13 protein-coding genes are annotated in these 14250 nt (G+C 71.0%); 9 read left to right on the forward strand and 4 right to left on the reverse strand.

Features of this window, described 5'->3' with window-relative positions; all coding sequences use genetic code 11:
* Positions 1–13: 13 nt before the first annotated feature.
* From JFN87_RS17225 to JFN87_RS17235, 3 genes are all read right to left on the reverse strand, one after another.
* On the reverse strand, positions 14–1495 hold the full coding sequence (locus JFN87_RS17225) for an acyl-CoA synthetase (protein WP_209340974.1): 1482 nt from the start codon (positions 1493–1495) through the stop codon (positions 14–16).
* A 72-nt stretch (positions 1496–1567) separates the two neighbouring features.
* The gene (locus tag JFN87_RS17230) at positions 1568–2458 is read right to left on the reverse strand and encodes an amidohydrolase family protein (RefSeq protein WP_209340975.1); all 891 of its coding nucleotides are present in this window, start codon (positions 2456–2458) and stop codon (positions 1568–1570) included.
* A 1-nt stretch (position 2459) separates the two neighbouring features.
* Positions 2460–3374, reverse strand: coding sequence for an SDR family oxidoreductase (locus tag JFN87_RS17235; RefSeq protein WP_209340976.1), 915 nt, complete (start codon positions 3372–3374; stop codon positions 2460–2462).
* Positions 3375–3512: 138 nt separating this feature from the next.
* On the opposite strand from JFN87_RS17235, the gene JFN87_RS17240 reads away from it, so the two are divergent.
* Positions 3513–3968, forward strand: a complete 456-nt coding sequence (locus tag JFN87_RS17240; RefSeq protein ID WP_307865490.1) for a MarR family winged helix-turn-helix transcriptional regulator — start codon at positions 3513–3515, stop codon at positions 3966–3968.
* 32 nt (positions 3969–4000) lie between these two features.
* Positions 4001–4966 (forward strand): PaaX family transcriptional regulator, encoded by a 966-nt coding sequence (locus JFN87_RS17245; protein WP_209340977.1) that lies wholly within the window; start codon positions 4001–4003, stop codon positions 4964–4966.
* Here the strand turns inward: JFN87_RS17245 and JFN87_RS17250 are convergent.
* Positions 4908–5864: a PaaX family transcriptional regulator gene (locus JFN87_RS17250; RefSeq protein ID WP_307865491.1), complete on the reverse strand. Its 957-nt coding sequence runs from the start codon at positions 5862–5864 to the stop codon at positions 4908–4910. The two genes, JFN87_RS17245 and JFN87_RS17250, sit on opposite strands and share 59 nt — an antisense overlap.
* A gap of 234 nt (positions 5865–6098) precedes the next feature.
* Between JFN87_RS17250 and JFN87_RS17255 the strand changes: the two genes are divergently transcribed.
* The 7 genes from JFN87_RS17255 to JFN87_RS17285 form a co-directional block, all read left to right on the forward strand.
* Entirely contained in the window at positions 6099–7691 is a 1593-nt protein-coding gene (locus tag JFN87_RS17255; protein ID WP_245180092.1) for an ABC transporter substrate-binding protein, read from the forward strand.
* A 36-nt stretch (positions 7692–7727) separates the two neighbouring features.
* Positions 7728–8669: an ABC transporter permease gene (locus JFN87_RS17260; protein ID WP_209340979.1), complete on the forward strand. Its 942-nt coding sequence runs from the start codon at positions 7728–7730 to the stop codon at positions 8667–8669.
* Complete coding sequence (locus JFN87_RS17265) at positions 8666–10573, forward strand: dipeptide/oligopeptide/nickel ABC transporter permease/ATP-binding protein (RefSeq protein ID WP_209340980.1); 1908 nt, start codon at positions 8666–8668, stop codon at positions 10571–10573. Before JFN87_RS17260 ends, JFN87_RS17265 begins: the two co-directional genes overlap by 4 nt.
* Entirely contained in the window at positions 10570–11622 is a 1053-nt protein-coding gene (locus tag JFN87_RS17270) for an ABC transporter ATP-binding protein (RefSeq protein ID WP_209340981.1), read from the forward strand. Before JFN87_RS17265 ends, JFN87_RS17270 begins: the two co-directional genes overlap by 4 nt.
* Positions 11619–13106: an alpha/beta hydrolase domain-containing protein gene (locus JFN87_RS17275; RefSeq protein ID WP_209340982.1), complete on the forward strand. Its 1488-nt coding sequence runs from the start codon at positions 11619–11621 to the stop codon at positions 13104–13106. The genes JFN87_RS17270 and JFN87_RS17275 overlap by 4 nt, the downstream gene beginning before the upstream one ends.
* A complete protein-coding gene (locus tag JFN87_RS17280; RefSeq protein WP_209340983.1) occupies positions 13103–13951 on the forward strand; it encodes an alpha/beta fold hydrolase in 849 nt (282 codons plus the stop codon). Before JFN87_RS17275 ends, JFN87_RS17280 begins: the two co-directional genes overlap by 4 nt.
* The coding region (locus JFN87_RS17285) for a CapA family protein (RefSeq protein WP_209340984.1) at positions 13948–14250 on the forward strand (303 nt) is incomplete at its 3' end. The genes JFN87_RS17280 and JFN87_RS17285, both read left to right, overlap by 4 nt.

Genomic DNA, 14250 nt, shown 5'->3' on the forward strand with positions numbered 1-14250 from the left:
GGTGTGTTCTCCTTCAGTGTGCTGCGTGCTCTTCGCGTATACGGGTCTTCAGCAACTTCCCGGCGCCGTTGCGCGGCAGGGCGTCGACGAAGACGACCGATTTGGGGATCTTGTAGCGCGCGAGGCGCCCGTCGAGCGAGGCGAGCAGGTCGTCCGCTGTGACCTGGGTGCCCGGCGCGGTGACGACGACGGCGCGGGCCACTTCGCCCCACCTGCCGTCAGGGACGCCGATGACTGCGCAGTCCGTGACGGCGGGATGGTGGTACAAGGCCTTCTCGACCTCGGCGGGGTAGATGTTCTCCCCTCCGGAGATGATCATGTCTTTCACCCGGTCGACGATGCGGATGTAGCCGTCGTCGTCGGCATGCGCCAGGTCCCCCGAGCGGAACCAGCCGTCGCTGAACGCGTCGGCGGTCTGCTCCGGGAGTCTCCAGTAACCCCGCATCACGTTGGGCCCCTCCACCAGCAGTTCGCCCTGTTCGGCGTCCTGCCCTGCCGGATCGGCGATCCGGACGTCCGTGAAGAAGTGCGGCAGGCCCGCGCTGCCCGGCTTCCGCGCGGCGTGCTCCGCGTCGAGCAGGCAGACGCCGGGGGAGGCCTCCGTCATGCCGTAGCCCTGGAGGAAGCCCAGGCCCCTGCGCCGGTACGTCTCCGCGAGGGCCTCGGGCACGGGCGCGCCACCGCACAACAGCATCCGTACCGACGACAGGTCGGCCCGCGCGAATGCCGGTGCGCCGGCCACCTGCTGGAACATCGCGGGCACACCGAACATCACCGTGACGCGCCGCTCCTCGACGAGCTTCAGTGTGCGCTGTGGCGAGAACGACTCCTCGAGGATGAGGGTGCCGCCCTTCAGCAGGGTGGGCAGGCACGTCATGTTGAGGGCGGCTGTGTGGAACAGGGGAGCGGACAGCAGCGTGATGTCGGTGGCCGAGAAGTCGCCGTCCACGAGCACGTTGACGCAGTTCCACACGATGTTGCCATGGCTGAGCACGGCGGCCTTGGCCCGTCCGGTGGTCCCTGAGGTGTACATCAGCATCGCGGTGTCGTCGTGGCGGACCGGGGTGTCCACGCCGTCGGCCGAGGCGTGGGCCAGCGCGTCTTCATAGCCCGGGCCGGTACCGATCAGGCGCTGGACGGGGAGCCTGGACGCGATGTCGCCGAACGCGGGCGTGTGCACCAGCACGCACGCACCCGAGTCGGTCACGCAGTGCCGCAGCTCGGGCTCTGCGAGGCGTGTGTTGAGGGGGACGAAGACGGCGCCGAGCTGTCCCGCGGCGAAGAAGGTCTCCAGGAACGCGGGGTGGTTGGGGCCGAGGAACGCCACCCGGTCCCCGGGCCGGACACCGGCATCGCGCAGGTGGTGTGCCAAGCGGGTGGTCCTGTCGTGGAGCTCGGCGTAGTCGTACTGCCGGCTCCCGTGCACGACGGCGACGCGGTGCGGGGTCCTGCGGGCGCGTCGAGCGGTCCAGGACCCGATGCCGTGGTTGCGCATGCGGACTCGCCTTTCGATGAGTGGGTGGATCGGCACGGCCCGGCAAGGCTTGCCCCGCCGGTGACACGCGCTTCAGCGCGCCGTGAGTCCGAGCAGCCGCGCGGCGTTGTCCTTGAGGATCTTCGGCCTCACGTCCGGCTTGATGTCGAGCTTCTCGAAGTCCCGCAGCCACCGGTCCGGGGTGATCACGGGATAGTCCGAGCCGAACAGGACCTTGTCCTGGAGCAGGCTGTTCGCGTAGCGCACGAGCTGCGGCGGGAAGTACTTCGGGGACCAGCCCGACAGATCTATGTACACGTGCGGCTTGTGTGTCGCCACAGCCAGTGCCTCGTCCTGCCAGGGGAAGGACGGGTGCGCGAGGATGATCCGCAACTCCGGGAAGTCGACGGCGACATCGTCGACCAGGAGGGGGTTGGAGTGCTTCAGCCGGACGCCACCACCGCCCGGCACGCCGGCTCCGATCCCGGTCTGGCCGGTGTGGAAGAGCGCCGGGACGCCGAGTTCCTCGATCGCCTCGTAGAGCGGGTAGGCGAGCCGGTCGCCGGGGGAGAACCCCTGCAGGCTCGGGTGGAACTTGAAGCCCCGCACGCCGTGTTCCTCCACCAGGCGCCGCGCCTGGCGCACGCCCGCCCGGCCGCGCCACGGATCGATCGAGGCGAACGGGACGAGGACGTCCGGGTGGGCGGCGCAGCTCTCGGCGACCTCCTCGTTGGCGATCGGCGGGTGCCCGAGGTTGTGCTCGGCGTCCACGGTGAACACGACGGCGGCCATGCGACGCTGCCGGTAGTACTCGGCCATCTCGTCAACGGTCGGTTGCCGGTGGCCCTTGGCGCCGAAGTACTGCTCCGAGGCGGCCATCAGCTCGGGGCTGAGCGAGGGGTGCCCCGTCCTGGAGACCTCGGCGTGCGTGTGCACGTCGATGGCGACCAGGCCGGCCGGGTCGGGCGCGCTGCGGTCGGCCACGTCAGGCCCCCTGCGGCGGCTTGGGCGCGGGGATGCCGAAGCTCTCGGGTTCACGGCCCACGCCGGTGGCCCACGTGTCCGCGATCCGGTCCGCGGACCATCCGCCGTCGTGCAGCGCCACCGCCTTCTCGGCAGGGTGCGACCACAGGGCCAGCCGGTCGCCGCCGACGCCGATGGCCTGTCCCGTCACCGCCGCGGAGGCGTCGGAGGCGAGATACACGACGAGTCCGCTGACGTCGTCGACCGTGCCGAGGCCCTCGTCCTTGCGCATCCATTCCGGCAGCGCGGAGCCGGTGCGCTCCGCCTCCTCCATGGCGGGTGCGAACGCGGGGATGGTACGGGTCATCTCCGTAGCCGCCACGGGTATGACGGCGTTGACGGTGATCTCGGCGCGCGCCAGTTCCATGGCCCATGTCCGTGCCATGGACACGATGCCCGCCTTGGCCGCCGAGTAGTTGGTCTGGCCGAAGTTGCCGCGCTGCCCCGCGGGTGATCCGATCAGCACGAGCCGGCCCCCCGTGCCCTGCTCGCGCATGCGTACGGCGGCGGCACGGGCGCAGGTGAACGTGGCGCGCAGGTGCACCCGGATCACATCGTCGAAGTCCTCGTCGGTCATCTTCCACAGCACACGGTCGCGGAGGATGCCGGCGTTGGTGACGAGGACGTCGAGCTGCCCGAAGTGCTCGACGGCCGCCGTGACGAGCCGATCGGCCGCTGCCGTGTCTCCCACCGCCGCGGTGACGCCCACCGCCTTGCCGCCGGCGGCCTCCACTGCCGCGACCGCCTCGTCGACGGCTGTCCGGTCGACATCGTTGACGACGACGCGGGCACCGGCCGTGCCGAGCGCGCGGGCGTAGCCGAGACCCAGTCCGCGGCCGCTGCCGGTCACGACGGCGACCTTCCCGGTCAGATTCATGAGTGCCGCTCCTTCATTGACAGGATTCCTGGCAATCGGCAGTTTTACCTTCAACAGGAATCCTGTCAATGGGGTACTCTCGCTCCCCTGCGCGCGCCGCACGCCGCGGCGGCTGGTCCGAGTGGCAGGGAGTGTGCTGTGTGCGAGTCGGTCGCGACGACGGCGGAGCCGGGCGGGAAGCCGCCGCCTTCCCTCCTCTACTTGGTCAAACGCGCCGAACTCGTCGTCCGGGCCCGCTTGGAGGAGGTCCTCAAGCCGGCCGGTGTGACGGCGTTGCAGTACACCGCGCTGACGGTGCTGCAAAGGCACGACGGGCTGACCGCCGCACAGCTCGCCCGGGACTCCTTCGTCACCGCGCAGTCCATGGCCGACATGCTCCGCACGCTGGAGGCGCGCGGCCACGTGGTGCGCCGTGCCAACCCGGACAACCGGCGGGAGCGCCTGATCTCCCTGACCGGGGCCGGTCACCGGTTGCTCGCCGACTACGCCGAGCCGGTGGAACGGCTGGAGGCCGCCATGACCGAGGGGCTGTCCGCCCGGCAGGTCGACCGGCTGAGGAGTGCCTTGGACCATGCCTGGCGGCGCCTGTCCTGAGGGCTGCCGCACCGCGCCGCTATGGTGGGACCGTGTCGTCCGAGCCGTCTTCCCTCGAAGCCCTTGTCCTGCGGCGGGCGCGGGAGGGGAGTGTCCTGCCCCGCCAGCAGTCGGGCGCATCGCCCCAGCGCCTGCTGACGACGCTGCTGAGCGAGTACTGGCTCGACAGCCCGGCGTCGCTGCCCATGTCCGCGGTCATCTCCCTGCTCGCCGAGTTCGACGTCACCGAGACGAGTGCGAGGGCCACGGCCAACCGCCTGGTCAAGCGCGGTGTGCTGGAGTCGGAACGCTCCGGCAGGCAGTCCTACCTGCGGCTCAGCGACGACGGCAGGCAGGACAGCCGCCAGAAGGCCGCGAGCATCGCCGGCTTCGGGGCCGGGTACGACGACTGGGACGGGCTGTGGACGGTGGCGGCCTTCAGCATCCCCGAGCAGCAGCGGCACATCCGGCACCGGGTGCGCAACTACCTGCGCTGGCTGGGCTTCGCACCGCTGCTCGATGGCCTCTGGGTCTCCGCGCACGCGGATCCGGCCGCACTGGAGCCGATCTTCCGGGCGGCGGGCGTCGTCAATCTCACCGTCCTGCGCGCTGCCGAGGCGGGCGGCGCCTCGCCTCTGACGGCATGGGACCTGGACGCCCTGGCAAAGGCCTACCGGAGGTTCGCCGACGACCACGAGGCGTCGGCCGCCGCTCTGGAGGCCGGCAGCACCAGCCCTGTCGCCGCCCTCACCGACCGGCTGCGGGTCTTCGACGCCTGGCGCGCGTTCCCACCGCTCGACCCCGGCCTGCCGGACGAGGCCCTGCCGCGGGACTGGCCCCGCGCGGCGGCACGGGAACGCTTCCGCGCGCTCTACGACGGCCTCGCGCCGCTTGCCGAGATCCGCTTCCGCCAGATCGTCGCCGCCCACGACGAGGCGGCCGCCGCCTGCGTCAGGTACCTCACGACCGCGGACTGGGCAGTGGCCCGGGGTCCGCTTCCCGGCGCAGCAGCTGACTGATCGACCGGCAGCGGGCGCGGGCGGCGGCACCGGGGTCGTGGCGGGCCATGATCTGCCCGGCCCGTGCCTCGGCCAGCGGACCGAGTGCCTCGTAGGCGGCCACGAACAGCGCCCGGGCACGGTCGCGCGGCCAGTGTGATGGCATGTGCTCGCTCGGCAGGCCCGGGTCGCTCCCCGGGAAGCGCCGGTAGGCGTCCATGAGGTGCGTGCGGGCCACGAGGGCGCGGCGGAGCGCGATATCCCCGGTTCGTGCGAGGTCCAGCAGTGCGGACGCCTCCTCGATGAACGACTCGTAGACGGTGGCCAGCTCCCGCAGATCCCAGGCGTCGAGCGGGGAGCGGCCCAGGGCCGTGCCGGCGCTCGTCGTCAGCACGCTGGCCGACTCGATCTCCAGGTCGCCGAGCACGGCCCGGGCCTCGGCCGCGGTCGAGGACGCCGAAACCCATACCGCGTCGTACAGGGGCGCGAAGCCGCACCAGGTCAGCCTCGACCGCAACAGGTGCCGGCTTCCCCTGCGTTCTTCCGGCACGGAGAAGGCCACCACGGTCCACGTGCCGTCCCACACGGGACGGAGCCCGAAGCCGGCGATGCGCCTGCCGCCCTCGGCCAGCCGTTGCGAGGCCTCCGCGCCGAGCCGGTAGTAGGTCTGGCGGCCCGCCCTGCGGATCTCGAGGAGCCCCCGGTGCAACAGACGGTTGAGCGCTGCCCGGGCGCTGGACGGTGTGACGCCGAACTCGGCGAGCAGCTCGATGAGACCGGCCGACGGCAGGTCCTCCTCCTGGCCGATCCAGTAGTCACCGAGCAAGGTGACCAGAAGGTGCTGTGGCGATGAGCCGCCCCTGCCGCGGGGCATCGGCGGCCGCTGGGCGCTCTCCCTGCCGTCAGCTTCGGTTCGCACGCTGTGTTTCCCCATCCGAGAGAGTCAATCTCTATTGCACTTTGCGTGACGATGGTACAGGTGGAGTGCGTACGTTGATCCCTGCGTACTCGTTTCATCGGTGGTGGCAGCCGCTTGCCTTCGAGGAGCCGGATGACGGTAGGAAGAAATGTGTTGCACTTATATTGACGCTCGTAAGCCTCAGCTATAAGTTCACACCAACTCATCGCTGAGAACACACCGCTGGAGTGCGTAATGAGAAGGCCTCTTCGCGGCATGCGGCGCAGCTCCCGTCCGGCTCGTCGTCACCGTTTCCTCCCCGCGGCCGTCCTGGCCTCCGTGCTCGCGCTGAGCTCCTGCTCGGCGGGCGGAGCCACCAGGGCGGCGGACACCGGGGACCTCACCATGCAGTTCGAGGGTCCACCGGTGAGCCTCGACCCCGCGAAGGCCGGCAATGGCGGGTCGACGACGTTCGTCTCGCTCGCCTACGACCCGCTCATCTACCTGAGCGGCGATGGCAGGCTGGTGCCCGACCTGGCCACCTCATGGGGTTTCGCCGGGGACTCCAACACCGTCTTCGACCTGCGGTTGCGCGACGGCGTGACGTTCTCCGACGGCGCCCCCCTGACCGCCCGGGCCGTCGTGGCGTCCATGCGCTACTTCCTGCACGCGGGCGGCGGGCTGGTCGGCAACGTCGGGCACATCGCGAAGGTCGAGGCCCTGGGCCCCATGAAGGTGCGTGTCACCTTCGCGGACCCCAACCCCGAAGCGCCCATGGCGATGACGCAGTACAACGGCATGGGCAACATCATCGGCCCGAAGGGGCTGGCCCACCCCGCCTCCCTGCTCACCGCCAGCGACGGTACGGGCCAGTACGTCTACGACGGCCAGGACTCGATAGCGGGCAACCGCTACGTGTACCGGAGGAACGACCACTACTTCCGCCCGTCGGCGCAGCAGTTCGACACCGTCTCCATCAAGGTCATCGGTGACCCCAACGCCGTTCTGGCCGCCGCGAAGACCGGGCAGGTCCAGTACGCGAACGGCAGCGCCAACACCGTCGACGCGGCGCGAGCGGCCGGCCTCAGGATCAACACCGCGCCCTTCTACAACTGGGCGCTGAACCTCGTCGACCGCACGGGGAAGGTGTCGCCGCCGCTCGCCGATTCGAGAGTCCGCCACGCGATCGCCCTGGCATTCGACCGGTCGACGATCGCCCACGGCCTGGCCGGTGCGTACGCCTCGGCCAGCGACCAGATCATGCTTCCCGGCACGGACGGCTACAAGGCGTCACTCGGCTACCGGCACAACGTGGCCAGGGCCAAACGCCTCCTCGCGCAGGCCGGTTACCCGCACGGCTTCCGGCTGACGGTACTGACCCAGTCCATCATCGACCCCAACACCAACTACTCCCAGGCGATCGCGGCGGCCCTCGGGGACATCGGCATCGACGTCACACTCAGGGTGGAGTCGACCGGCATCGCCCAGTTCACCGGCGACGCGCTGTCCAAGCAGTACGCCGCCACCATCTTTCCCAACGTGGGTGCCAGCATGCAGGCGACCGATCTGCAGATCATGAGCGGTGTCTTCAACCCCTTCGGCTCCTCGGACAAGGAGCTGAACTCGCTGCTCGCCCGCGCCGCCGCGCAGACCGATGCAGGCGCGCGTACCGACCTCTACCAGCAGGCGTCCCGCCGGCTCCAGCAACTCGCCTGGTTCGTGCCGGTGTTCGCGACGAAGAACATCTCCTACTCCTCGCCCGACCTCGAACACGTCACGTCGTCGGTCGTCAACCCCAACCCCGTACCCGTGGGCCCCACGGCCGCCTACTCCTGGCGGCTGAAGTGAGCCCGGGGCGGGACCGCGCATGACCGGAGGCACATCGTGCTGCGGCTGATAGCCAACCGGATCGCGATGTCGATCCCCCTTCTCCTGCTCGTCTCCCTCATCGTGTTCGCCCTGGAGGCCCTCGTCCCCGGGGACGCCGCGCAGACCATACTCGGACAGAACGCGACGCCGGCGTCCGTCGCCGCCCTCAGTAAGCAACTCGGTCTGACAGAGCCCTGGTTCGAGCGCTACGGGCACTGGCTCGCGGGCGCCGTGCACGGTGACCTCGGCACGTCGATCATCAACGGTGTGGACGTCACGTCCAGCCTCGCCACACGCACCGGCGTCACCCTGTCCCTGCTCGTGCCCGGTCTGCTGCTGAGTGCCGTCGTGGGGATCGCCCTCGGGTTCGCGGCCGCGGTGCGCGGAGGACTGCTCGGCCGGTTCATCGACCTGGTGACCCTCCTGGGTTTCGCCCTGCCGGGCTTCTGGATCGCGCTCATCATGGTCATCGTCTTCGCCGTACGGCTCGGCTGGCTGCCGGCCACCGGGTACCAGCCGCTCACGGAGGACCCCCTCGGCTGGCTGCGCTCCATCGTGCTGCCGGTGATCGCCCTCAGCCTGAACGGCATCACCGCCGTGGCCAAGCAGACCCGGGACGCCGTTCTCGACGTCCTGGAGGCCGACTACGTGCGGTTCCTGCGGGCCAACGGCGTCAGCAGCCGCTCCCTGCACTACCGGCACGTCCTGCGCAACGCCGCCATCCCCGTGGTCACGTCACTCGGCCTGATCGCCGTGGGAATGCTCACCGGCGCCGTCTTCATCGAGAACGTGTTCGTCCTGCCCGGCCTGGGATCGCTCGCCACCCAGGCCACACTCGACCACGATGTGCCCCTCATCCTCGGCGTGGGCGTGGTGCTGACCCTCGCGGTCATCCTCGTCAACTTCCTCATCGACATCGCCTACGGCTTCCTCAACCCCAAGGTGCGCGTCTCATGACAGCAGTGGCACGTGCGGGCCGCGCCGCCCGCCGCGGCGTCCTCCCCGCCCTCGTGCGCAGCCCGCGCGGCGCCGTCACCGGGGGCTTCCTCCTCCTTCTCCTCCTCGCGTGCGCGCTCGCGCCGGTGTCCGCGCCCGCTGACCCCCTGCACCAGGACCTGCACCACGTGCTCCAACTCCCCACCACCGGGCACTGGCTGGGCACGGACAGCCTCGGACGCGACGTACTCAGCAGGCTGCTGTACGGCGGACGCTCCACCCTGGTGGGCGTGGCCGAAGGCGTCGCGGCTCAGCTGCTGGTAGCCGTGCCGCTCGGTGTCACCGCCGGGTACCTCGGCGGCAGGTTCGACCGGATCGTCATGCGGGCAGCCGACCTCGTGATGTCGGTCCCCGCGATCGTCATCCTGCTCGCCATCCTGTCGATCTTCGACAGGTCCATCACGGCGGCCATGATCACATTCGGTGTGCTCGGTGGCTCCGGGATGCTCCGGATGGTCCGCGGAACGGCCATGGCCGTGCGCCGCGAACTGTACGTCTCCGCCGCGGAACTGCTCGGCCTGAGCCGAACGCAGATCGTCTTCCGCCACATACTTCCCCGCTGCCGCGGCACCGTCATCGTCCAGTCCTCCCTGTTCGCGGCCGTGTCCATCGGCGTGCAGACCGGCCTGACCTTCATCGGACTCGGCCCGCCGCCGCCGGCGCCGACCTGGGGCGGGATGATCAACGAGTCCGTCCTGACCGTCACCGAGGACCCGTGGCTGCTCGCCCCGGCGGGCGTACTGATCGCGCTGACGGTCCTCGCCCTCGGCATCCTGGGCGATGTGGTCCGCGACGTCACAGCGCAGAGCCACACATCGTCGGGCGGCCTGCTCGCCAAGCCCGTCAGCCGCCGCGCGGTGCCACCGCGGATGCTCCCCGGCCCTGACCCGGTGCTGCTGTCCCTGCGCGACCTCGCCGTCTCCTTCCGCACGCCGGCGGGCGACGCCGAGATGCTGACCCGCGTCAGCTTCGACCTCGACAGCGGCCAGACGCTGGGACTCGTGGGCGAATCTGGCAGCGGCAAGTCCGTCACGGCCCGCACCATCCTGCGCATCCTGGACCGCAACGGCACCGTCACCGCCGGCACCGTACGCTTCCGCGGCCGCGACCTTCTCTCAGCCGGACAGCGGGAACTCGAGGAGCTCAGGGGCAGCCGCATCGCCCTGATCTCGCAGGAGCCCATGACCGCCCTCGACCCTTCGTTCCGGATCGGCGCCCAGCTGCGCGAGATCGTGCGCCGCCACGGCAAGCTGTCGCGAAGGGACGCGGACCGCCGGGTGCGTGAACTCCTGGCCACGGTCGAACTGCCTGATCCCGAGGAGATCGCCCGGCGCTTCCCCTTCCAGATCTCGGGAGGCATGGCCCAGCGCGTCGCCATCGCGGCCGCGCTGGCCGGTTCTCCCGAGCTGCTCGTCGCCGACGAACCCACCACGGCGCTCGACGTCACGGTGCAGGCGGACATCCTGGCCCTGCTGCGCCGGCTCCAGCGGGAGACCGGCATGGCCGTCCTCATCGTCACCCACGACTGGGGAGTCGTCGCCGACTTCTGCACCCACGTCGCCGTCATGTACGCCGGTGAGGTCGTCGAGAGCGCGCCCGTGGCCGAGATCTTCGACCGGTCCGCGCACCCGTACACCCGCGCGCTCATCGCCACCAGTCCGGAGAACGCGACACGGCGCACCCCCATCCGCGCCATCGGGGGCAGCGTGCCCCCGCCGGGGGCCCGGCCCAGCGGATGCCGCTTCCGCGACCGGTGCCCGATGGCCGAGGAGGACTGCGCCGAAAGGGAGATTCCCATGATCGGCATCCGTGCGGGACACCGCAGCCGATGCATCCACACCAAAGCCCTGGAGGCACACGGATGAACACCACCGTGCCGTCCGCCACGGCCGAACTCGTCATCGACGACCTGCACGTCGACTACGCCATCGGGCACCGCAAGCGGCGACGCGCCGTCGACGGGGTGAGCCTGCGGGTGCCGCCCGGCCGCGCTGTCGGCGTCGTGGGCGAGTCGGGCTCCGGCAAATCCACGGTCGCGGGCGCCGTGCTCGGCCTCGCGCCCGTCAGCGCGGGCGCTGTCAGGTACGGCACGACCGACCTGCGCGAACTCGGCCGCCGTGACCGGCCCCAGCAGATACAGGCGGTCTTTCAGGACCCGTACAGCTCCCTCGACCCCACCAAGACGCTCGGCTACACGCTCGCCGAGCCGTTGCGCTCGCATGCCGCGGGCACCGAACGAGGCGGCCGGGGACGCGAGAGCCGGACCGCCGCCGTCGATGCCATGCTGGAACGAGTCGGCCTCGGCCCCGAAGCCGCGAACCGGTACCCAGCCCAGTTCTCCGGCGGCCAGCGGCAGCGCGCCTCGATCGCCCGCGCGCTGATACTCCGCCCCGAACTCGTCATATGCGACGAGGCGGTCAGCGCCCTCGACCTGTCGGTGCAGGCGCAGATCCTCAACCTGCTGCTCGAACTCCAGCAGGACCTGGGCCTGTCCATGCTCTTCATCACCCACGACCTGTCCGTCGTCCACCACATCGCGGAGGAGATCGTCGTCCTGTACCGGGGCCGGATCATGGAATCGGGCAGCGCGGAGTCGGTCTGCCGCACTCCCAGCCACCCGTACACCCAGCGGCTCGTCATGTCCGCGCCCGCACGTGACATCGCCGTCCAACGGGAACGGCGCGCACGCCGCGAGGCGCTGACACCACCGCCCGCGAGGCTGTCACCGCTCGGCGACGCCTGTCCGTTCGCACACCGGTGCCCCTACGCCGTCGACCGCTGCCGCACCGAACGCCCCCTCCTGCAACCATCACCGCACGGCGGCCGGGTGGCCTGCCATCGCGCGCACGAACTACCCCCCTGGCCGCATATGTACGAGGAGACGCCGGCCGGACCCGGAGGTCGGCAGCCGTGACAGAGCTCCACCTGAACGAAGTGCCGATCACCGCGACTTCCCGCCCTCTCGGCACCAGCCACCTGCCAGAAGCGGACACCGGGGTCGACCTCGGCCCGCTCGGCTACACGGAACGCGAGTTCCTCGTCTCCGCCACCGCGGGCGAGTACCGGCACCGCGACGGGGTGGTCGAGCAGACCGGCGAACGGCGCTTCACCACGCGCGTACTGGTCCGCACACCGGACGCGGGACGCTTCAGCGGCGTCGTGCAGGCCGAACCCCTCCACCCCGACTACGACAGCGCGCCCGCGTGGCGCACCGCCCACCCCTGGATCACCGCGACCGGCGCCGCCTGGGTGGGCATCACGCAGGACCACCGAAGCGCCCGGACACTCCGCGACGATGCCGACCCGGCACGCTACGCGCGGATCGACATCGCCTCCGCGAGCCTGCGGTGGGACATCGTGGGCACGGTCCTCGCCAGCCTGCGCACCGAGGACTCCAGCGTCCTCGGCCGCATGGCGGACCAGGTCCGCCACGTCTACCTGTCGGGCTGGTCGAACACCGGCAGTGTCTGCCGGGTCTTCCTCCAGGACGGTTTCCACGGCCGGCACCGCCTCCCCGGCGGGGCACCGGCGGTCGACGGGTACCTCATCGGCATCTCCTCGGGGGCGGCGGGAGCCGCCGGCTACCCACCGCTCGGCGCGGACTCCGAGCCGCTGCCGCCGGACGATCCGCGCCGCACGATCCGGCCGGCCGACGTGCCGGTACTCGAAGTGCTCAGCGAGTTCGAGAGCGAGACCCACCGCATCGCCCTGCGGGACGACGCCGACGAGCCCGGCGACCGCTACCGCCTCTACCAGGTGGCCGGCACGTCCCACGACAACCCCTCGCTGCCCGACGTCTCGACCAACAGGGCACAGTTCCGCGCCCTCGGCCACCGGGTACCCGAGCGGCGCATTGCCGAGCAGCCGAGTGACGCGCGGCTCGACGCGGTGGCGCGCGCCGCGTACGCACTCCTGCACGGCTGGGCCGCCGAGGGACGGCGGCCACCGCGCGCCGCACGATTCCACTACGCCGACCATGTGCCCGACGGGCCGCCAGGAGCACCCGAGGAACTCGCACGCGACGAGTACGGCAACGTGCGTGGTGGTGTGCGCACCCCCTGGGTCGAGGCACCCGTCGCCGCCTACCACCCCCACAGCACTCCGCTGGCCGGCCACTGCGAACCGTCACCATGGGCACCGCACGGCGACCCGCGGGACGTAGCCCGGCTCATCGGCCACATGACATCGCTGCCCCAGGAGCAACTGGCTGCCTTGTACCCCACCCACCGCGCCTACACGGACCGCTTCCGCGAGGCCTGCGCCGAACTCACCGGCCAGGGGCTCCTGCTCGACCACGACGCCCGCACGCTCCTCGACCAGGCACGCGGGCGGCAACTGTCCCACCTGCCCCACCACGTGGCCCCCGCCGCGTCCAACGAGAAGGGAAACCGCCCGTGACCACACTGGCTCTCGACGGCGCCGACGTCTGGTACGAGCAGCACGGCAGCGGAGGCGACGTGGTCATCTCCAGTGCCTCGGGCTTCGGGCCTTATCCCCGCGTACTCGCCGAGCCCCCCTACCGCTGCACCGTCGTCACCGTGCAGGCGCGCGGCTTCGGACGCTCCACCCACCTGGCACGGCCGCCCGCGGCCGGCTGGCTCGACCAGTGGGGCGACGACGTGCTGGCCGTCGCCGACCACCTGGGCATCGACAGCTTCGTCTACACCGGGGTCTCGCACGGGGCGGGCATCGGCTGGCACCTCGCCCGCCACCACCCCGAGCGGCTGCGCGCCCTGGTGAGCGTGGTGGGCGCGCCGCACGACCGCACCGGGGACACATCGTCGTCCGCCGGCCGCCGCCGCATCGTCGAGGGCAGACGCGATCCGGCCGTCGTCGAGGAGCAGTTCCGCGTCCTGGGCGGGCCCACAGAGGGGAAGGAGCGCCTGGCCCTGCGCGAGGAGACCGTCCGGGCGCTCGTCGCACGCAACCTCACGTACAGCGAGGAGGAAGCCACCGTCAACCAGGGCATGCCCTTCCCGGAAGCCCGCACGAACGAGGAAGTGGCGCGGATCCTGGAGACGATCGACGTTCCCGTCCTGTCCCTGGCCGGCATGCGCGACGGTGTCATCTCACCCGATGCGGCCCTGCGCGCCGCGACCCGTGTGCCGGGCTGCAAGTCCGTCCTGTTCCAGGACGAAGGCCACTTCGTCGCCCAGGAACGCCCCGCACGGCTGGCCCGCGAAGTACGGCTGTTCCTCGACGAACTCGCGGGCTACGAGGAGGACGGAGGGCAGTGGCGATGACGACCATCCTCGCCGTGGGCGACATCATCCTCGACGAACCCGAACCCGAACCCGACTCCTTCTTCGAGCCGAGCCGGCACGTGCTGACGGGCGGCGACGTGGTCATCGGCCACGTGGAGGTGCCACACTCCACCACCACCGCGCAGAGCAGCACGGACGTGCCGGCCCCGCCGGCCGACCCGGAGGCGCTCGGCGCCCTGGCACGAGCGGGCTTCCACGCGGTGACGCTGGCCGGCAACCACATCGCCGACGCGGGCCCCGAGGGCGTCCTCGACACGGTGCGGCACGCCCGGCGGCAT

This window comes from Streptomyces montanisoli, from assembly GCF_017813245.1.
GTDB classification, from domain to species: Bacteria; Actinomycetota; Actinomycetes; order Streptomycetales; family Streptomycetaceae; genus Streptomyces; species Streptomyces montanisoli.

Bases quoted from the DNA above. Each gene is read 5' to 3' on its own strand.
- JFN87_RS17225 (WP_209340974.1), bottom strand. From the start codon at position 1,495: ATGCGCAACCACGGCATCGGGTCCTGGACCGCTCGACGCGCCCGCAGG.
- JFN87_RS17235 (WP_209340976.1), bottom strand. From the start codon at position 3,374: ATGAATCTGACCGGGAAGGTCGCCGTCGTGACCGGCAGCGGCCGCGGA.
- JFN87_RS17255 (WP_245180092.1), top strand. From the start codon at position 6,099: ATGAGAAGGCCTCTTCGCGGCATGCGGCGCAGCTCCCGTCCGGCTCGT.
- JFN87_RS17265 (WP_209340980.1), top strand. From the start codon at position 8,666: ATGACAGCAGTGGCACGTGCGGGCCGCGCCGCCCGCCGCGGCGTCCTC.
- JFN87_RS17270 (WP_209340981.1), top strand. From the start codon at position 10,570: ATGAACACCACCGTGCCGTCCGCCACGGCCGAACTCGTCATCGACGAC.